15 protein-coding genes are annotated in these 20,347 nt (G+C 64.8%); 10 read left to right on the forward strand and 5 right to left on the reverse strand.

Annotation, left to right across the window (positions count from 1 at the left end):
- Positions 1 to 101 precede the first annotated feature (101 nt).
- A complete protein-coding gene (locus GR167_RS03225) occupies positions 102 to 2,075 on the reverse strand; it encodes an acetoacetate--CoA ligase (RefSeq protein ID WP_160972009.1) in 1,974 nt (657 codons plus the stop codon).
- Positions 2,076 to 2,392: 317 nt separating this feature from the next.
- Between GR167_RS03225 and GR167_RS03230 the strand changes: the two genes are divergently transcribed.
- On the forward strand, positions 2,393 to 3,193 hold the full coding sequence (locus GR167_RS03230) for a substrate-binding domain-containing protein (protein ID WP_160972010.1): 801 nt from the start codon (positions 2,393 to 2,395) through the stop codon (positions 3,191 to 3,193).
- Between the two features lie 87 nt (positions 3,194 to 3,280).
- Here the strand turns inward: GR167_RS03230 and GR167_RS03235 are convergent, their stop codons facing one another.
- A complete protein-coding gene (locus tag GR167_RS03235) occupies positions 3,281 to 5,134 on the reverse strand; it encodes a calcium-binding protein (RefSeq protein WP_370741238.1) in 1,854 nt (617 codons plus the stop codon).
- A 321-nt stretch (positions 5,135 to 5,455) separates the two neighbouring features.
- Here GR167_RS03235 and GR167_RS03240 point away from each other — a divergent pair, with 321 nt between their 5' ends.
- The 9 genes from GR167_RS03240 to GR167_RS03280 all read left to right on the forward strand — a co-directional run bounded on the left by GR167_RS03240 (position 5,456) and on the right by GR167_RS03280 (position 13,895).
- A complete protein-coding gene (locus GR167_RS03240; RefSeq protein ID WP_160972011.1) occupies positions 5,456 to 7,138 on the forward strand; it encodes a sulfatase-like hydrolase/transferase in 1,683 nt (560 codons plus the stop codon).
- Positions 7,139 to 7,383: 245 nt separating this feature from the next.
- Positions 7,384 to 8,586, forward strand: coding sequence for a 3-oxoadipyl-CoA thiolase (gene pcaF / locus GR167_RS03245; RefSeq protein ID WP_160972012.1), 1,203 nt, complete (start codon positions 7,384 to 7,386; stop codon positions 8,584 to 8,586).
- A 19-nt stretch (positions 8,587 to 8,605) separates the two neighbouring features.
- Positions 8,606 to 9,598, forward strand: a complete 993-nt coding sequence (paaA, locus tag GR167_RS03250) for a 1,2-phenylacetyl-CoA epoxidase subunit PaaA (protein WP_160972013.1) — start codon at positions 8,606 to 8,608, stop codon at positions 9,596 to 9,598.
- A gap of 16 nt (positions 9,599 to 9,614) precedes the next feature.
- Positions 9,615 to 9,899 carry a 1,2-phenylacetyl-CoA epoxidase subunit PaaB gene (paaB, locus tag GR167_RS03255; protein ID WP_160972014.1) on the forward strand — a complete coding sequence of 95 codons (285 nt, stop codon included), beginning with the start codon at positions 9,615 to 9,617 and terminating at the stop codon, positions 9,897 to 9,899.
- Positions 9,899 to 10,666, forward strand: coding sequence for a 1,2-phenylacetyl-CoA epoxidase subunit PaaC (gene paaC / locus GR167_RS03260; protein ID WP_160972015.1), 768 nt, complete (start codon positions 9,899 to 9,901; stop codon positions 10,664 to 10,666). Before paaB ends, paaC begins: the two co-directional genes overlap by 1 nt.
- A 65-nt stretch (positions 10,667 to 10,731) precedes the next feature.
- Complete coding sequence (gene paaD / locus GR167_RS03265) at positions 10,732 to 11,193, forward strand: 1,2-phenylacetyl-CoA epoxidase subunit PaaD (protein ID WP_160972016.1); 462 nt, start codon at positions 10,732 to 10,734, stop codon at positions 11,191 to 11,193.
- 11 nt (positions 11,194 to 11,204) lie between these two features.
- On the forward strand, positions 11,205 to 12,281 hold the full coding sequence (locus GR167_RS03270) for a 2Fe-2S iron-sulfur cluster-binding protein (protein ID WP_160972017.1): 1,077 nt from the start codon (positions 11,205 to 11,207) through the stop codon (positions 12,279 to 12,281).
- A gap of 18 nt (positions 12,282 to 12,299) precedes the next feature.
- Complete coding sequence (locus tag GR167_RS03275; RefSeq protein ID WP_160972018.1) at positions 12,300 to 13,061, forward strand: Phenylacetic acid catabolic protein; 762 nt, start codon at positions 12,300 to 12,302, stop codon at positions 13,059 to 13,061.
- 33 nt (positions 13,062 to 13,094) lie between these two features.
- Positions 13,095 to 13,895 carry a PaaX family transcriptional regulator C-terminal domain-containing protein gene (locus GR167_RS03280; protein ID WP_160972019.1) on the forward strand — a complete coding sequence of 267 codons (801 nt, stop codon included), beginning with the start codon at positions 13,095 to 13,097 and terminating at the stop codon, positions 13,893 to 13,895.
- A 252-nt stretch (positions 13,896 to 14,147) separates the two neighbouring features.
- Here GR167_RS03280 and GR167_RS03285 read toward each other — a convergent pair whose 3' ends face one another.
- The 3 genes from GR167_RS03285 to GR167_RS03295 all read right to left on the reverse strand — a co-directional run bounded on the left by GR167_RS03285 (position 14,148) and on the right by GR167_RS03295 (position 20,205).
- Complete coding sequence (locus tag GR167_RS03285; RefSeq protein ID WP_160972020.1) at positions 14,148 to 16,370, reverse strand: NADP-dependent isocitrate dehydrogenase; 2,223 nt, start codon at positions 16,368 to 16,370, stop codon at positions 14,148 to 14,150.
- A 248-nt stretch (positions 16,371 to 16,618) separates the two neighbouring features.
- Positions 16,619 to 18,577, reverse strand: coding sequence for an acetyl/propionyl/methylcrotonyl-CoA carboxylase subunit alpha (locus GR167_RS03290; protein WP_160972021.1), 1,959 nt, complete (start codon positions 18,575 to 18,577; stop codon positions 16,619 to 16,621).
- Positions 18,578 to 18,591: 14 nt separating this feature from the next.
- Positions 18,592 to 20,205 (reverse strand): acyl-CoA carboxylase subunit beta, encoded by a 1,614-nt coding sequence (locus GR167_RS03295; protein WP_160972022.1) that lies wholly within the window; start codon positions 20,203 to 20,205, stop codon positions 18,592 to 18,594.
- Positions 20,206 to 20,347 lie beyond the last annotated feature (142 nt).

Raw genomic sequence — 20,347 nt, forward strand, 5'->3', positions numbered from 1 at the left:
GTTTCACCCCTCCGTCCATGAAGCGGGCCCTCTGTTACGCTGCAGGCGGCTGGCCATGGCGTAAACACGTCACGGCCAGCGCCAGGCGCGGCATGGTCCCGTCAGGCCTTGACCTGCAGCACCTCGTGATCCCGCGCATAGGCGATGAAGACGTCGAAACTGTCCGGATTGGCCATCGAGTCGCGATTGACCACCTTGGCGGGATCGCCGCCCAGCAGCAGCTTTTTCACCGGGACTTCCAGCTTCTTGCCCGACAGGGTGCGCGGCACTTCGGCGATTTCCACGATCTCGTCGGGCAGGAACCGCGCCGAAACGCTGGCCCGGATCGAGGCGCGGATCTTGTCCTTCATCGCGTCGTCCAGCGCCACGCCCGGCGCCATGACGACGAACAGCGGCATGAAACTGTCGCGGCCCAGGAATTCCAGATCGACGATCAGGGAATCCATCACCTCGTCCAGTCCCTCGACCGCGCGGTAAATTTCGGAACTGCCCAGGCGCAGTCCGCGCCGGTTGATCGTCGCGTCGGACCGGCCATAGATCACCGATCCGCCCTCGGGGGTGATTTCGATCCAGTCGCCATGACGCCATACGCCCGGATAGGTGTCGTAATAGCTGTCGATCAGGCGTTCGTTGTTCTTGTCGCCCCAGAAGAACAGCGGCATCGAAGGCAAGGGTTCGGTACAGACCAGTTCCCCGACCTCGCCGATCAGTTCGTTGCCAGCGTCGTCGAAGGCACGCACCGCATTGCCGAGCGCGCGGGCCTGCATTTCCCCGGCCCGCACCGGCAGCATCGGGTTGCCGCAGACGAAGGCCCCGGCGATATCGGTGCCGCCGGAAATCGGCGCCAGCCAGGCGTCGGGCGCCACCTGAGTGTAGACCCAGTCGTAACCCTCGGCGGTCATCGGCGACCCGGTCGCCCCGATCGACACCAGATGCGACAGGTCCAGTTCCGCGCGCGGCTTGATCCCCGCCTTCTGGCAGGCGGTGTAATAGGCCGCGCCCGCCCCGAAATAGCTGAGCTTTTCATGGGCCACGAAGCGCCAGACCTCCATCATGTCGGGATAGTTGGCGGCGCCGTCGAACATGGCGACCGTCGCGCCCTGCGCCAGCGATCCCAGCTGCACGTTCCACATGATCCAGCCCGAGGAGGTCAGCCAGGAAAAACGGTCCTTGTCGGTCACGTTCATATGCAGGCCCTGCTTGGCCCCTTCCAGAAGCGCGCCGCCATGGCCGTGCACGATGGGTTTGGGATTGCCCGTCGTGCCGGAGGAATAGACCACCCAGATCGGATGGGAAAAGCCGACCTGCTGGGTGGACAGCGTGGCGTCGCCCTCCAGCAGGGTATTCCAATGCACGGCGCCGTCGGGCAGATCGCCCACCACCGGCAGGATGACCTGCTGGCGCAGGCTGGGCAGGCCCTCGGCGATTTCCGCGATGATGCCGCGGCGGTCCACCGTCTTGCCCATGTGCATGTAGCCGTCCTGCGCGATCAGGACCTTCGGTTCGATCTGCTTGAACCGGTCGAGGATCGCCACATGGCCCATATCCGGCGCGCAGAGCGACCAGATCGCGCCGATGCTGATCGTCGCCAGGAAGGCGATGACCGACACTTCCGTGTTGGGCAGGATCGCCACCACCCGGTCGCCCTGTTCCACCCCCATGTCACGCAGGTGCCGGGCGACATTGGCCACCGACTGGCGCAGTTCGGCCCAGGTCAGTTCCTTGCGCTCGAAGGTTTGCGACTGCACGATCAGGGCGGGCGCGTCGGGTTTCTGATCGGCCCAGCGGAACACCTGGTCGGCATAGTTCATCTCGGCCCCGACGAACCATTCCGCGCCCGGCTGCTTGCGTTCGCTCAGAACCGTGGTCCAGGGTTTGCTGAAATGCAGGTCGAAATACTCGACGATCGAGGTCCAGAACGCCTCCAGCTCGGTGATGCTCCATTCCCACAGCGCGTTGTAATCGGCAAATTCCAATCCCCGTGACGTTTTCAGCCAGCGGATATAATCCGCCATCAGGGTTGCATCGGCCCGCTCCTGCGTCGGCGTCCAAAGGATCGCGCGTTCTTCGCTCATGTCGTAATTCCTCCCGATATCAAGGCTTTGAATCCCACCCCCGAGGGGTGCGAGCTTGACGGAGATAGTTGTGCAGGCAAAACAACGCGCAAGTCCAGCACTGGATTGGCCCGGAACGCAACGACGCTGGGTCGTTTCAACCGAAAGAGACCATTTCGCCGGGATCGTCCCCCCTGACGTGCGGGGCCCGCTTCACATTCTCTTTACCCCCAATTTACCCCGGTCCGTGGATTAAAGCCCCGCGCCATTCGTCTTTTCCCACGCAACGGGCGCCACAGTGCCCCTGCGTTTCATACTGCTGAAAATGGAGATATCGAATGCGTTACCCGGCACTCATCGCCACGGCCCTTGTCGGCCTCGCCTCTGCCGCCTTCGCCGAGGGCTCGGAGCTCTACAACCCCGCAATCAAGCACATGCCCAAGGATGGCGTGGTGAAACTCTATGGCGCCGGCGGGCCGCATACCGCGTTCCAGAAGGTCGCCGACGCCTGGTCGCAGAAGACCGGCGAGATGATCGAAATCATCGCCGGGCCCGAAAGCAAATGGTCGGCAGATGCCCAGGCCGATGCCGACATCCTCTGGGGCACCTCGGAACAATCGATGACGGCTTTCCTTGAAACCTACCTGACGTTTTCGTCGCAACAGGTGGAACCGATCTATATCCGCCCGGCCGTCATCGCCGTGCAAAAGGGCAACCCCAAGAACATCGACGGGTTCGAGGACCTGCTGGCGGAGGGCATCAAAATCGTCGTCACCGAGGGCGCGGGCGTCTACAACACCTCGGGCACCGGCACCTGGGAAGACGTGGCCGGGCGGCTGGGGAAACTGGACGACGTGACCGGGTTCCGGCGCAATATCGTGGCCTTTGCCAAGGGCTCCGGCGCAAGCTTCCGCGCCTTCAAGGACATGGATGCCGACGCCTGGATCACCTGGCCCAACTGGCCGGCCACCCACGGCGATGTGCTGGAAATGGTGACGCTGCCCCCCGAACGGCAGGTCTGGCGCGATGTGAACGTCGCGCTGTCGCCCGACGCGGATGACGCCGCGCAGGATTTCCTCGATTTCCTCGTGACCGAAGAGGCGCAGGCGCTGATGCGCACCGAGGGCTGGGTGCGCTGAAGCCTCTGCCGCGGGGGCGCCGTCAGGGCGCCCCCGCATCACGATCCTGCACCCGGGCCGACAGCGCCCGCCAGCTCTGAGACCCGCTCAGGCCAGCAGATCGTATTGGGTGCCGTCGATCATCAGGTTGATACTGTCCTGCCCCGCGCCATCGACCAGCGCCCACAGGATCTGCCCCGTGGGGCGATAGATCACGAAGGCCTCCATGATCGCGGCATCGCCGGCATGTCCGGTGGTGGCGAAATTCACCTGGAACTGGTCCACGCTGCCCGTCCCGCCGAATTCCAGCACATCGCCCTCGGCGGCGCTGTAATCCTGAATCCAGTCCGATCCGTGCCCCCGATCGCCCAGGTGGAAGAACCGGTCGGCGCCATCGCCGCCGTTCAACCGGTCGAACCCGAAGCCCCCATTGAGGTAATCGTCGCCGTCGCCGCCGAACATCAGGTCGCTCAACGCGCTGCCGGTCAAAATGTCGTCGCCCTCGCCGCCGATGACCGTATCCGACCCGAAACCGCCGCGCAGCGTGTCATTGCCCGCGTCGCCGCGCAATTCGTCGTTGCCATAGCCGCCGCTCAGCCGGTCATTGCCATCGCCGCCATAGAGCCGGTCGCGCCGGTCGGTCACCGACAGGCCGCCATCGAGCACATCATCCCCGGCGCCACCGACCAGGGTGTCTTCGCCATTGCCGCCGTTGCAATAATCATTGCCGGCCAAGCCGGACATGAAGTCATTGCCCGGGTTCCCGGTGAGGATATCGTTTTCGGCGCTGCCTTCGAGATTGTCATTCCCCGCGGTGCCCTCCAGCACCCGGAAGATATTGAGATACTGCTGACCGCTATCGCGCAGCAGGAATTCATCGACATGATCCGCCTGGTCCGGATAGAGGCTGCTGTTGAGCACCGCTTGGCCGTTCAGCAGGCTGAAACCGCCGGCATGATTGGCATTGCCGAAAACGCCCAGCGCGTAATCGACCTGCGTCGGGGTGCCGTCGGCGGCAAAACTGCGCAGGTGATACACCGTCTCATCGCCCTCTTCCTGCTGCCAAAGCAGCGCGAAACCGCCCTCCGGCAGGGTGAAGACCTGGCTCAGGCTTTCCGATCCTTCGGTATCGAGCGCCACATCGGACCAGTCCCACACCACCGTGGTGCCATCCTGGCCTAGAACCCGGTAGCTCAGATCGACGTCATCGCCGCCGGTGATCTCCGCCTGCACCTCCAGTATGCGGCCCGATGTCAGTTCCGTGGTAAAGGGCTCGGTCTGCGGCGTGTCGCCCTGCAGGACATATTCGTCGTCATAGCCGACGGAATATTGCTGACTGTCCTCGATCCACGCCACCGTGAAGCCGCCATCGTCACCGGCGCTCAGAGCCAGCGAAGTCTGCACCCCTTCCCCCGGCTGCGGCACATCCGGCGCGCCCGGCACCTCGCCTTCGAACAAAAGCTGCTGCAGCGATCCGTCGAACACGGTCACCTGCACCGGGCCAAAGGGATCCGCATCGCTTCCGTCCCAGTCCGCCCACAGGATGGCGATTGATCCGTCATCCAGCACGCACGTATCGAGAAGGAACGCATAGGCACCGTCGGCGATGTTCACCTCGCCCAGCAGTGCGGTGGCGTCGCCGGTCGCCGCGCCCGAGGCGTCGAAACTGCGGCCATAGACCTGCCCGACGCTCCGGTAAGGATCGAGATCCCCCGACGCCGTCCAGATCACGGTGAAACCGCCATCCTCCGCCGCCAGCGTTTCATAGGCCCAGGTATAGTGCGATACATCCGGATCGACCGGCACGCGGCTGGACACCGGGTCCATATCGGCGTCGAACACCTGTACGTAAAGCACCATTTCCTGATCGGGCAGGTCGAACAGCTCTTCCGGGGAGAGCATATGCCAGGTCGCCACGTAACCGCCGCCGGCAAGCGGCGTCACCTCGGCAGAGGATGGCACCAGATTGCTGTGAAGGCCGGTGCCCCCGGGGGTAAGAGAAACAGACAGGCCATGGGAAGCCATCGCATTATTAGAGCGCGCTTGTGCAAACATATTGGGTCTCCGGCTCAGGGAAAATTTGATAAAAGTTTTATGCTGTGCAAATCGTTTGAGGGTTGCTTCAATGGCACCCCAAATGGGCTCATCCGGGAGCCACCTTGACGAGAACAGACAATGAACCCCAATCGTTAAAGATGGATGTACGGGGCTAAGGCCGGGCTAGAGGAGGCGCGGGGTTTCCATCCCCACGCGTGGCGCGGGACGGAACGGCGGGAGAGAGAGATGGCGAAGGCAAAGAACATACTTTTCATCATGTTCGACCAACTGCGGTGGGATTACCTCAGCTGTTACGGGCACGAACATCTGCACACGCCCCATATCGACCGGCTGGCCGCGATGGGTGTGCGGTTCACCCGCGCCTATATCCAGTCGCCGATCTGCGGCTCGTCGCGGATGTCGACCTATACAGGGCGCTATGTGCATTCGCATGGCGCGTCCTGGAACGGCATCCCTCTGAAGGTGGGCGAGATCACGATGGGCGATCACCTGCGCGCCGCCGGGATGGGGTGTCACCTGGTCGGCAAGACCCATATGCGCGCCGATGCCGAAGGCATGGCGCGGCTGGGGCTGGAACCCGACAGCCTGATCGGGGCGCGGGTGGCCGAATGCGGCTTCGACGTGTTCGAACGCGATGACGGGATGAAACCCGAGGGGCCGGACGGGTCCTACGACCCCGACGGCGCCAAGCAGTACAACAAGTACCTGCAGGCACGCGGCTATGACAGCGACAACCCCTGGCACGACTTCGCCAATTCCGGCGTGGATGCGGCGGGTAATGTGCTGTCTGGCTGGTTCCTGAAGAATTCATCTGAGGCCGCCAATATCGAGGAGGAAGACAGCGAAACCCCCTACCTGACCCGGCGCGGCATGGACTTCATCACCCAGGCCCAAGGCCCGTGGTGCTGTCACCTCAGCTACATCAAGCCTCACTGGCCCTATATCGTGCCCGAACCCTATCACGACATGTACGGCCCCGAACATGTCCCCGCCCCGATCCGCAGCCAAGACGAATACGACAACGCCCACCCGGTGCTGAAGGCCTTCATGGAGGCCCCGGTGGGCAAGGCGTTTTCCCGCGACGAGGTGCGCAATGCCGTGATCCCCGCTTACATGGGGCTGATCAAGCAATGCGACGACCAGATGGGCGTGTTGTTCAAATGGCTCGAAGAAACGGGTCGGATGGGGGACACGATGATCGTGCTGACCTCCGACCACGGCGATTTCCTCGGCGATCACTGGATGGGGGAAAAGACGTTTTTCCACGACACATCGACCAAGGTGCCGCTGATCATCTACGATCCCAGTCCCGAGGCCGACGCGACGCGCGGCACGGTTTGCGACGCGCTGGTCGAATCCATCGACCTCGCCCCCACCTTCGTCGAGGTGGCGGGCGGCAAGGTGGCCGGTCACATCCTTGAAGGCCATTCGCTGCTGCCGATCCTGCACGGTCAGGCAACCGATACCCCGCGCGATTTCGTCATTTGCGAATACGATTACTCGGGATCCCCCATCGCCAACAAACTGGGGGCCAGCGTCCGCGACGGGGTCATGTTCATGGTCGGCGACAAGGACTGGAAATTGGTCCATTGCGAAGGCGGCTACCGCCCGATCCTGTTCGACCTGCAGAATGACCCGCAGGAGCTGACCGATCTGGGCGACAGCCCGGATCATGCCGAGGTGATCGAGCGGATGTATGACAAGCTGTTCCGCTGGGCCCGGCGCCCATCGCAGCGCACCACCCGCAGCGAGGAACAGTTGCTGGCGATGCGCAACAACAGCGGGCGGCGCGGCGTGATGATCGGCATCTACGACGAAAACGACACCCCGCTGGAGCTGACCGTCAAATACCGGGGCCGCAAGGCCGCCAACCACAAGCCCAGCCACGGCAAGCGCGCGGAGGAATAGGCCCCCTTCCCCGCAGCAGCGTACCGGATCGCAAGCGGTCCGGGGACCTGCTGCGCCCTTCCCTCCCGCAACTGCTGAAATCACACCGCGCAAGGCGCCTCGGCAATTCGCCGCCCAATTTACGTTACCGAATATCAATCACACCAATTATAACGTAACATTTTCCTTGCCCCGAATCGCGCCGCGAAGTATCCCGACCACACGGTCGGCTTTGATCCGCGACCGGAGGAGGAGAAAGGAACCCCATGAACGCCTATATCTGCGATGCCACCCGGACCCCGATCGGCCGTTACGGCGGTGCTCTTTCGTCTGTCCGGACCGACGATCTGGCCGCCGCGCCCATCGCCGCGCTGATGGCCCGCAACCCGCAGGTGGACTGGGCCAGCCTTGACGACGTGATCTATGGCAGCGCCAACCAGGCGGGCGAAGACAACCGCAACGTGGCGCGCATGGCCGCCCTTCTGGCCGGGCTGCCGGTCGATGTGCCGGGCACCACGGTGAACCGTCTTTGCGCCAGCGGAATGGACGCCGTGGGCATGGCCGCGCGGGGCATCCGGGCGGGCGATTACGACATGGCAATCGCAGGCGGGGTCGAAAGCATGAGCCGCGCGCCCTTCGTGATGCCCAAGGCGGAAGCCGCCTTCACCCGCGCCAATGCCGTTTACGACACCACCATCGGCTGGCGTTTCGTGAACCCGAAGATGAAGGCGACCTACGGCATCGATTCCATGCCGCAGACCGCAGATAACGTCGCCGCCGATTACAATATCAGCCGCGAAGACCAAGATGAATTCGCCGCCCGTTCGCAGGCCCGCTGGGACGCGGCGCACAAGGCTGGGCTGTTCGACGCCGAAATCACCCCGGTTTCGGTGCCGCAGCGCAAGGGCGATCCGATCATCGTCGACACCGACGAACACCCCCGCCCCGGCACCGATGCCGCGAAACTGGCCAAGCTGCGCGGCGTCAACGGCCCCGACCTCAGCGTCACCGCAGGCAACGCCTCGGGCGTCAATGACGGCGCGGCGGCGATCCTGCTGGCCAGCGAAGCGGCGGCGGAAAAGAACGGCCTGACCCCGATGGCCCGTGTTGTGGCGATGTCGGCGGCGGGCGTCGAACCCCGCATCATGGGCATCGGCCCGGTGCCCGCCACCCGCAAGGTGCTGGCGCGCGCGGGCCTGACCATCGACCAGATGGATGTGATCGAACTGAACGAAGCCTTCGCCGCACAGGGCCTTGCCACCCTGCGCGAACTGGGCGTCGCCGACGACGCGCCCCATGTGAACCCCAATGGCGGCGCCATCGCCCTGGGGCACCCCTTGGGCATGTCGGGCGCACGTCTGGTTCTGACGGCGGCTTACCAATTGCAACGCACCGGCGGGCGCTACGCGCTTTGCACCATGTGCGTCGGCGTCGGTCAGGGCGCGGCCCTGATCATTGAGCGCGTCTGAGTTAACGGGAGGACCCAACATGTATGCACAGATGGTCAAATCCACCGGCGAAGGGGTGAAGGATCGCGACGCGATGTCCCCCGAGGAAGCCGCGTTTCAGGACAAGGTCGATGCGGATATCAAGATCGAACCGCGCGACTGGATGCCCGAGGGCTATCGCAAGACGCTGATCCGCCAGATCGGCCAGCACGCCCATTCCGAAATCGTCGGGCAATTGCCCGAAGGCAACTGGATCACCCGCGCCCCCACGCTGGAACGCAAGATGATCCTCTTGGCCAAGGTGCAGGACGAGGCGGGCCACGGGCTTTACCTCTATTCCGCCGCCGAAACGCTGGGCGTCACCCGCGACGAGCTGACCGAGGCGCTGCTGTCGGGCAAGATGAAATACAGCTCGATCTTCAACTACCCGACCCTGACCTGGGCCGATATCGGCGCGGTCGGTTGGCTGGTCGATGGCGCGGCGATCATGAACCAGGTGCCGCTGCAGCGGACCTCCTACGGCCCCTACAGCCGCGCGATGATCCGCATCTGCAAGGAAGAAAGCTTCCACCAGCGCCAGGGCTACGACATCATGATGAAGATGGCCCAGGGCAGCGAGGCGCAGAAGAAGATGGCGCAGGATGCGCTGAACCGCTTCTGGTATCCGTCGCTGATGATGTTCGGCCCCTCGGATGCCGAAAGCGTCCATTCGGCCCAGTCGATGGCGTGGAAGATCAAGATCAACACCAATGACGAGCTGCGGCAGAAATTCGTCGACCAGACCGTGCCGCAGGCCGAATATCTGGGCCTGACCGTTCCCGACGAGAACCTCAAGTGGAACGAGGAAAAGGGCGGTTACGATTTCAGCGAACCGGACTGGAGCGAATTTTTCGACGTGCTGAAGGGCAACGGCCCGTGCAACCACGACCGGCTGAACGACCGGGTCAAGGCCTGGGAAGACGGTCAATGGGTACGCGACGGGCTGCTGGCCCATGCCGAAAAGAAGGCCGCGCGCAAGGTCGCAGCGGAATAAGGGTAGGAGAAGACAGATGAAACACGAATGGCCCCTTTGGGAAATCTTCATCCGCGGTCAGCACGGCATGAGCCACCGCCATGTCGGCAGCCTGCACGCGCCGGATGCCGAAATGGCGATCAAGAACGCCCGCGACGTCTATACCCGCCGCAACGAAGGCGTATCGATCTGGGTGGTCGAGGCGCGCCACATCACCGCCACCGCTCCGGGCGAAAAGGGCCCGATGTTCGAACCGTCGGAAAGCAAGGTCTACCGCCACCCGACCTTCTTCGACATCCCCGACGAAGTGGGGCACATGTGATGGCCGGCGTGGACAAGGATATGCTGGCCCAGTTCCTGCTGCGGATGGGCGACAACACGCTGATCCTCGGCCACCGGGTGTCGGAATGGTGCGGCCATTCCCCGGTGCTGGAGGAAGACATCGCGCTGGCCAACACCGCTTTGGACCTCTTGGGCCAGACCCAGCTCTGGCTGGGCTACGCGGCGGAGGTGATGGGAGACGGCAAGACCGCCGACGATCTGGCCTTCCTGCGCGACGCCTGGGATTTCCGCAACTTGCTCTTGGTCGAACTGCCCAACGGCGATTTCGGCCAGACCCTGATGCGCCAGTTCCTGTTCGACGCCTTCCATTCGGTGCTGCTGGGCCGCCTGCTGCAGTCGAGCGACCAATCGGTGCGCGAGATCGCCGAGAAGGCCAGCAAGGAAGTCGCCTATCACGTCGAACGCTCCGCCGATACGGTTGTGGGCCTTGGCGACGGCACCGAGGAAAGCCATGCACGGATGCAGGCGGCGCTCGATCTGCTGTGGCCCTATGTGGGCGAAATGTTCGCCAGCGACGATATCGACCGCGCGATGGCGGCGGCGGGCGTGGCGCCCGACCCGGCCGGGCTTCGCGACGAATACGACGCGCTGGTGGGCAAGGTGATGGCCGAGGCGACGCTCAGCATCCCCGACAGCAGCTTCGCCCATAAGGGCGGGCGCACCGGTGCGACGCATACCGAGCATCTGGGCCATCTTCTGTGCCACATGCAATGGCTGCAACGCGCCTATCCCGGGGCAAACTGGTAAGGGGTCCGGGGGCGTTTTCCGACCCGGCAAACGCCCCCGCCCTCACCGATTGACGGTATGAACCGATGACACATCCAACCACTGAACAGGTTTGGGACTGGCTGCACCAGGTGCCCGATCCCGAGATCCCGGTGATTTCGCTCACCGATCTGGGCATCATCCGCGATGTCGCCTGGCAGGGCGACACCTGCGTCGTCACCGTCACGCCGACCTATTCCGGCTGCCCCGCCACCAGCATCATCAACCTCGATATCGAAACCGCCCTGCGCGGCCACGGCATCGACAAGATCGAGCTGCGCCGCCAGCTTTCCCCGGCCTGGACCACCGACTGGATGTCGGAACAGGGCCGCAAGAAGCTGGAAGACTATGGCATCGCCCCGCCGCAACCGGCGGGCGGCCCCACCCGCTGCCCGCATTGCGGCGGCACTCATCTGGAAAAGCTCAGCCAGTTCGGCTCGACCCCGTGCAAGGCGCAGTGGCGCTGCAAGGACTGCCTGGAGCCTTTCGAATATTTCAAGTGCATCTGAGGAGGACGCAGATGGCGCGCTTTCACGATCTGGAAGTCACCGATATCCGCAAGACCATCCGCGACGCGGTGGTCGTCACCCTGAGCCCGGTCAACGGCGCGGCGGGCGAATTCGATTTCACCCAAGGCCAGTACCTGACCTTCCGCCACGATTTCGACGGCGAGGAATTGCGCCGGTCCTATTCGATCTGCGCCGGCAAGGATGACGGCGTGCTGCAGGTCGGCATCAAGCGGGTCGACGGCGGCGCCTTTTCGACCTGGGCCAATTCCGAACTGAAGGTCGGCGACCTGCTGCAGGCGATGCCGCCGATGGGCGGGTTCCACACCCCGATCGATCCCTCTGCCGCCAAGCACTACCTGGGCTTCGCCGGCGGGTCGGGCATCACCCCGGTGCTGTCGATCATCAAGACCACGCTGGGGCGCGAACCGCAGTCCAGCTTCACCTTGGTCTATGCCAACAAGGCGGTGAACACGATCATGTTCCGCGAGGAGCTGGAGGACCTGAAGAACACCTATCTGGGCCGGTTCAACGTCATTCACGTTCTGGAAACCGACGCGCAGGACATCGACTTGTTCACCGGTCTGGTGACGGAAGAAAAATGCGCCCAGCTGTTCGATACCGGCTGGATCGATATCGAAAACGTCGACACCGCCTTCATCTGCGGTCCCGAGCCGATGATGCTGGGCATCGCCAAGGCGCTGCGCGAACACGGGCTGGACGATAGCCAGATCAAGTTCGAACTCTTCGCCTCCGCGCAGCCCGGCCGGGCCAAGCGCAAGGCCGTGGCGACGGGCGATGCCGCTTCGACGGACACCATCACTGCTGCGATCACGCTGGACGGGGCGACCCGGACCATCACCATGGGCAAGGATCAGTCGCTGCTCGACGCGGCGCTGGAAAACGACATCCAGGCCCCCTATGCTTGCAAGGCGGGGGTCTGCTCGACCTGCCGTTGCAAGGTGCTGAAGGGCGAGGTGGAAATGATGACCAACCACGCGCTGGAAGACTACGAGGTGGAAAAGGGTTATGTTCTGTCGTGTCAGTCCTACCCCGTGACCGCCACGGTGGAGGTCGATTACGACCAGTAAACCAGTAAGGGGGCGACCATGCCGTCCGAAATGAACATCGATGACTACCTTGCCCAAGGCGGTGTTCTGACCAGCCCGGACAATGTGCCGCCCCGTTACCGCGCCGAATTGCTGCGCATCCTGACCAGCTATGTCGATTCCGTGCTGGCCGGGGCGGCGGGGCTGACCGAGCTGATCAATTTCGCCCCCGGTATCCGCGAACGCGTCGCCTCGGCGCGGGTGGTGATGGAAATGAACCAGAGCGCCGAAAAGGTGCTGAAGGTCATGGGTGAATTCGGCGCCGATACCGACCGCTATGTCGGTCGCCACCCCTGGGCCAACCGGCTGGCCCGCACCGCCGAAATCGGCGGTGCGCGGATCGAGAAGGATTTCCGCCTCGCGGTCTACAACTACCCGCTGCGCGGCTGGTGCGACGGGGTGATCCACAACCTGCTGATGAGCCGCGCCGCCTTGTGCCAGGTCAGCGACCTGTGCCGCATGTCCTATCAGCCCGGCGCCGACGCCTTCCGCGACATAGCCCCGGTGATCGAGGGCCATATCGCGCTGGCCGATGCCGGGGTGCCGATCTGCCAGGCCACCGGCGACGCCGGGGCTCTGCAGGGATATGTCGATTACTGGTGGCCGCGCATCGCGCTGATCTTCGGCAGCGAGGAAACCGAGCGCGAACAGAACAGTTTCAGCATGGGCTTGAAACACACCAGGAACCTCGCGCTGCGGCAGCAATGGGCCGAGGAGTGCGAAACCGCGCTGGCCGATTTCGGCCTGACTCCGCCGCAATAACCGCCCCACTGTCCTGCCTTGAACCGAGCCTCCATGCCCCTCCCCGATTTCCAGAAAAACCTCGACCGGCTGCTTGATTGCGGCCAGCTGAAAGTGTGGTCGATGGTGGTCACCGTCCTCGGTGATTTCAGCGAAAACCGACCTGTGCGGATCAGCGGCCGGGTGCTGGACCTGCTGGTCGGGCGACTGGGCATCACCAACCAGGCGCTGCGCGTGGCGCTGCACCGGCTGCGCCGCGATGGCTGGATCGAGGCGGAAAAGGAAGGCCGGACCTCGAATTATTTCCTAACCGAACGGGGCTGGTCGATGACCAGGGCGGTGCGTCCGATCATCTATGGCGATGCGGTGGACCGCTCGGCACCGGTCTGGATGGCGATCGCGCCGCCGCAGCTGAGCGCCGCCGAGATTTCCGATGCCCTGCCCGGCGATGCCGTCACCGTGTCGAACCGCACCGCGATCCTGGCCGGATCGCCCGACCCGCTGGGGCCCGATTGGCTGATCACCGATTTCAGCGCCACCGGATTGCCCGGCTGGGTGCAGAGCCAGCTTTGCGGTGACGAGTTGCGTGCCGCCTACACGCTGCTGGCGCGCCAGGCCCGGGCGCTGACCCTGCCGCCCGAGGCCGATCTGCTGGACCGCACCGTGCTGCGGCTGCTGACGCTGCACCAGTGGCGCCGCCTGCGGCTGCGCCACGGGCCGCTGCCCGACCTGCTGCTGCCGCCCGACTGGGCGGGCGCGCAGGCGCGGCAGGCGGTGCTGGAGGTGCTGAGCGCCCTGCCCCGCCCGTCGCTGGCCGATCTGCAGGCGGCGTATGAGCGGGAAAACGGCGGCTAGCCCTTTCAGGCGAGAAGCCGGGCCAGCGCCAGTCCGCGGGGTGGCGCTGCCAACCTCTGAACATGGCAGTTTATGCCAGCCAGACCCGTGCGTCCCATCAGCGGCAGAACGAACCCCTCGTAAGCGCCAGCCCGTCCGAGCGGACTGGCGCTGGCCCGGCGGCCTGCGGCCTTGTCCCGGGCCGGGCCTTCCCAAACGAAAAAGGCGCCGGGTTTCCCCGACGCCTTTCCAAGCTCTTATAACCGATCAGCCTCAGCCGATGATCGCGTTCAGCGTCGCGCTCGGGCGCATCACCTTGGCCTTCAGCTCGGCCGACGGGTGGTAGTAGCCGCCGATATCGGCAGGCTTGCCCTGTGCGCTCGCCAGCTCGGCCAGGATCGCCTCTTCCTTCTCGGCCAGCTCTTTCGCGATGGGGGCGAAATGCGCTGCCAGGTCGGCATCGTCCGACTGCGCGGCCAATGCTTCGGCCCAGTAGCGGGCGAACCAGTAGTGGCTGTCGCGGTTGTCCGGCTCACCGACCTTGCGCGAGGGCGACCGGTCGTTGTCCAGGATGCCCTGGGTCGCCGCTTCGGCCGCCGCGCCCAGCACGCCCGCCTTGGCGTTGCCCTTCACGTCGGCCAGGAAGTTCAGCGATTCCGACAGGGCGCAGAATTCGCCCATCGAATCCCACCGCAGGTGGCTTTCCTCGATCAGCTGCTGCACGTGTTTCGGGGCCGAACCGCCAGCACCGGTTTCGAACATGCCGCCGCCGTTCATCAGCTTGACGATCGACAGCATCTTGGCCGAGGTGCCCAGTTCCAGGATCGGGAACAGGTCGGTCAGGTAATCGCGCAGCACGTTGCCGGTGATGGCGATGCTGTCCTTGCCCGCGGTGATGGTTTCCAGCGACGCGCGGGTGGCTTCGCGCGGGGCCATGATGACGAACTTGTCGGCCACGCCTGCCGCGTCCAGCGCCGGCTTGACATATTTGATCAGCTCGGCGTCATGGGCGCGGTTTTCGTCCAGCCAGAAGATCGCCTGGAACCCGGTCAGGCGCTGACGGTCGATGGCCAGCTGGATCCAGTTCTCGATCGGCGCCTTCTTGGCGGTGCAGGCGCGCCAGATGTCGCCCGCTTCCACGTCGAGGCTGTGCAGGACCTCGCCATTGGCCAGAACGATGCGGATGGCGCCGTCTGCCGGGGCCTCGAAGGTGGTCGGGTGTGAGCCGTATTCTTCCGCCTTCTGCGCCATCAAGCCGACGTTCTGCACGGTGCCTGCGGTGGCCGGGTTCAGCGCGCCGTTCTGCTTGAAGAATTCGACCGCCTCGTCATAGACCGGGGCATAGCAGTTGTCGGGGATGACGCAGTTGGTGTCGCCCTCGTTGCCGTCCGGGCCCCAGCCCTTGCCGCCTGCGCGGATCAGCGCGGGCATCGAGGCGTCGATGATCACGTCCGACGGCACGTGCAGGTTGGTGATGCCCTTGTCGGAATTCACCATGTACATCGCCGGGCGGTCTGCGTTCAGCGCGTCGATATCGGCCTGGATTTCGGCAGCGTTATCCATGCCCGCGATGCGGGCCAGGACGTCGCCCATGCCGGAATTCGGGTTCACGCCCGCAGCCGCCAGCGCATCGCCGTACTTGTCGAAGATCGGCGCCAGCCACGCCTTGACCGCGTGACCGAAGATGATCGGGTCCGACACCTTCATCATCGTGGCTTTCAGGTGGATCGAGAACAGGATGCCGTCCTTCTTGGTGGCTTCGATCTGTTCGGCCAGGAAGGCGTCCAGCGCCTTCGCGCTCAGGAAGGTGGCGTCGACCACTTCACCTTCGATCAGCGGCCACTTGTCCTTCAACACGGTGACCGCGCCGTCCTTGGCCACGAATTCGATCTTGGCGTCGCCCGCCTGTTCGGCGCTCAGGGTGGCGGCGACTTCGTTGGCATAGAAATCGTTGCCCGCCATCGACGACACGTGGGTCTTGCTGTCCGACGCCCATTTACCCATCCGGTGCGGGTTGCTCTGGGCGTAGTTCTTGACCGCTTTCGCCGCGCGGCGGTCCGAGTTGCCTTCGCGCAGGACCGGGTTCACCGCCGAGCCCTTGATCGCGTCGTAACGCGCGCGCACGGCCTTTTCTTCGTCGGTCTTGGGTTCCTCGGGGTAATCGGGAATGTCATAGCCCTTACCCTGCAGTTCCTTCACTGCGGCGACCAACTGCGGCACCGAGGCGGAAATGTTGGGCAGCTTGATCACGTTGGCGTCGGGCGTTTTCACCAGCTGGCCCAGTTCGGCCAGGTCGTCGCTCTGACGCTGGTCCGCGGTCAGGTTTTCCGGGAAGGTGGCGAGGATACGACCGGCCAGCGAAATGTCCTTGGTGCCGACGGTCACACCGGCGGCCGAGGCAAAGCTGCGGATGATCGGCAGGAACGAAGCCGAGGCCAGCTCGGGGGCTTCGTCTACAATGGTATACAATACATCGGGGTTCGAGTTTTCAGCCATTTGTTCTACCTTTCTTTTTTGTCAGGGTAGCATGATTGACGAAGGGCAGCGGCGCTGCATTTCGGAATAGCGGGTTTTGACCAGCCAACTGGGATCGCTCCGGCAGACAGGCATTGCGGTTCACGCAACCCAATAGAGGACGCGCCGCAAAAGATCAATTCGCCAGACGCGGAATCTTTGCGGTCACAATGCCACGGCCCGGAATTCGGCCTGAAATCCGGGCAAAACGCGGCACTTAGCCCTGTTCGCTATGGGGTTTCGGCCGCCCCGGCATCGGGCGCCAGTTCGATCAGCAAAGCCTGCGCCGCGACCTGCGCGCCGGGAACGGCGTGGATCGCGCGCACCGTGCCGTCGATATCGGCGATATGGGCGTGTTCCATCTTCATCGCCTCCAGCACCGCCAGCACCTGGCCCTTCACCACCCGGTCGCCCACCGCGACCGCGACGCTCAGCACCCGCGCGCCCATCGAGGCCAGGATGCGGCCGCTGCCCGCCTCCTCCACCGCGCGCTGCGGGGCGAAGCGCAGGTCGGTGAAGCCCCAGCCGCGCCCGTCATAGTGCAGCCAAAGCGTATCCTCGCCCGCCACCAGCCGCGCCGGTTCCGTCACCGCCCCGCGCGTGACCTGCACGCTGCCGCCCGCCCCGGGCGTCAGCCGCAACGCCATATGCGCTGTGCCCAGTTCCACCTCGCAGTTCCCTTCCCGCGCCACCCGGACCCGCAGGTCGAACACCGACCCGCCGCGCCCCAGCCGCACCGGCACCGCGTAGCCATGCGGCAGTTGAGTGCCCTGCCCCACCGCCAGCACGGCGGCCAGCACCATCGCCGCATCGGCTTCACCGCGCGGCGTGTCGGGCAGCAGATCGCACCGGTTCTGGTCGACAAACCCGGTGGTCGCCGCGCCTTCGGCAAATACCGGATGCGCCAGGCAATCGGCCAGGAATCCCTGATTGCTCCGCAGCCCCAGCACGGCACTGCCGCGCAGCCCCCGGATCAGCTGCCGCCGGGCGTCGTCGCGGCTGGGGCCGTGGGCGATCAGCTTGGCGATCATCGAATCGTATTGCGGCGGCACCTCGGCGCCGGGTTCCAGCGCGTGATCCACCCGCAGGCTGGAATCGGGATCCCAGCCCAGAACCTGCCCCGTTTGCGGCAGGAATTCACTTTCCGGGTCCTCGGCGCACAGCCGCACCTCGATCGCGTGCCCATCGAGCCGGATGTCCTGCTGCGCCCAGGGCAGCGCCTGCCCCATCGCGATGCGCAACTGCCATTCCACCAGATCCAGACCGGTCAGGGCCTCGGTCACCGGATGTTCGACCTGCAGCCGCGTGTTCATTTCCATGAAATAGAACCGCCCCTGCTCGTCGAGCAGATATTCGAACGTCCCCGCGCCCTCATACCCGATCGCCTGCGCCGCTTTGACCGACGCACGCCCCATCCGCGCGCGCAATTCCTCGTCCACCGCCGGACATGGGCTTTCCTCGATCAGCTTTTGATGCCGGCGCTGCACCGAACAGTCGCGTTCGCCGAGGTGCAGGACGGTGCCGTGGCGATCCGCCAGCACCTGAACCTCCACATGGCGCGGGTTCTCGATCACCTTTTCCAGCATCATCGTGTCGTCGCCGAAGGCGCTCATCGCCTCCGACCGAGCACTGCGGATCGCGTCGTCGAAATCCTCGTAGCGGGTGATCTGCCGCATGCCGCGCCCGCCGCCGCCCGCTGTGGCCTTGATCATCACCGGGAAGCCCATCTTTTCGGCCTCGCGCCGCAGCGCGATGGCCGATGTTTCCTCGCCCAGATAGCCGGGGATGCTGGGCACGCCCGCCTCGATCATCGCCGCCTTGGCCGCCGATTTGTCGCCCATCCGGCGGATCGTTTCGGGCGCGGACCCGACGAAGACCAGCCCCGCCGCCGCGCAGCTTGCGGCGAATTCCGCGTTTTCCGCCAGGAAGCCGTATCCCGGATGCACAGCATCGGCGCCGGTGTCCTTGGCCGCGCGCAGGATCGCGTCGATGTTCAGGTAACTTTCTGCCGGGGCCGCGCCGCCGATATGCACCGCCTGATCGGCGGCCCGCACATGCGACGCACCCGCGTCGGCATCGGAATAGACCGCCACCGTGGCCAGCCCCATCCGCCGCGCCGTGCGGATGACCCGCAAAGCGATTTCGCCGCGATTGGCGATCAGCAATTTATCGAACGGTGTTTCCGTCATCGTCATTCCCCCGCTCACGGCCGCGCCACGGCGAATTGCATCGTGTTGGGCCGGCGCGCGTCACCTTCGCGGGCGATGCGCATCAACTCGATCATCACCGGCCTTGTGTCGCGCGGGTCGATCACCCCGTCGTCCAAGAGCCGCGCCGAGGTGTGAAAGGCGCTCATCTGACCGTCGAAGGTCGCAACGATCTTGTCCTTCATCGCCTGCAACTGCGCCTCGTCCAGCGGCTTGCCCGACCTTTCGGCGCGGGCGCGCTGCACCTCCTCCATCGTTCCGGCGGCCTGTTCGCCGCCCATGACGGCGGTTTTCGCATTGGGCCAGGACAGGCAGAACCGGGGCGTGAAACCGCGCCCGCACATGCCGTAATTGCCCGCCCCGAAGGACGCCCCGCAATAGATGGTGAACTGCGGCACGGTGGCGTTGGTGACCGCCTGGATCATCTTCGATCCGTGCTTGATCATCCCCGCTTCTTCGTATTCGCGCCCGACCATGAAGCCGGTGGTGTTGTTGAGGTAGAGGATCGGCGTCCCGGCTTGGCAACAGGCCTGGATGAAATGGGTCGCCTTGTTGGCCCCCGCCGGATCGAGCGGCGCGTTGTTGCTGATGATCCCGATCGGCCAGCCGGCGATGCGCGCGGTGCCGCAAAGCGTGCCGGGGCCGTAGCGCCCGCCGAATTCGGTGAACTCCGACCCGTCGACGATCCGCGCGATCACCTCGCGCATGTCGACCGGCTGTCGGTAATCGGCGGGCATGATGCCCAGCAGGTCATCGGCCGCATAGGCCGGATCGTCGAAGTCCCGCGCGTCTCCGTCGCAGGGCCAGTCGATCCCCGCCATCACCTCGCGCGCCAGCCCGATGGCGTGGCGATCGTCCTCGGCCAGGTAATCGCCCAGCCCCGACACGGCGGTGTGCATCTCGGCCCCGCCCAGTTCTTCCTCGCTGGCGATCTCGCCGGTCGCGGCCTTCAACAAAGGCGGCCCGGCGAGGAACGCCCGGGTGCGCCCGCGCACCATGATGATGTAATCCGACAGCCCGGTCTGATAGGCGCCGCCCGCGGTGGAACTGCCATGCGTCACCGTCACCACCGGCAATCCGGCCGCCGACAGCCGGGCAAAATTGCGGAAGAACCCGCCGCCCTTCACGAAATCCTCAACCTTGTAGGCCATCAGGTTGGCGCCTGCGCTTTCCACCAGCTGCACATAGGGCAGCTTGTTTTCCAGCGCGATTTCCTGCGCCCGCATCTGCTTTTCCAGCCCCATCGGCTGCAACGCGCCCGCCGCGATCCCCGCATCCGACGCCGCCACCATGCAACGTATGCCCGACACGTATCCGATCCCGGCGATCACCCCGCCGCCTGCGACGGATTTGTCCAAGTCCCGGGTATCGAGCCCGTATCCCGCCAGCTTCGACAGCTCGACAAAGGGCCGCCCCGCATCCAGCAGCAGCGCCACCCGGTCGCGCGGCAGCAATTGCAGCCGCTGTTCGAACCGATCCCGCGACCGTTCCGACGCCGCCACCGTGCGGACCTCAATCGCGCGCATTTCGTCGAGCAGGCCGATCATATGCTCCCGGTTGTTCCGGAAGCCTTCGGAAACGGCGGACACCGTGCTGTTCAGTTTTGCCATCGACGCAACCTCGTGCTTGGGACAATGCCTGTCTCAGCCTATCCTAGCGAAAACCGGGCCAACTTGCGCCGGTTGGCTGAGATTTCAGCCGATCGGCGCAAGTTCGCCAACCGGAACCACCCATATTGGGCACAAGGAGGAC

Source organism: Thalassovita mangrovi (assembly GCF_009857745.1).
GTDB classification, from domain to species: Bacteria; Pseudomonadota; Alphaproteobacteria; order Rhodobacterales; family Rhodobacteraceae; genus Thalassobius; species Thalassobius mangrovi.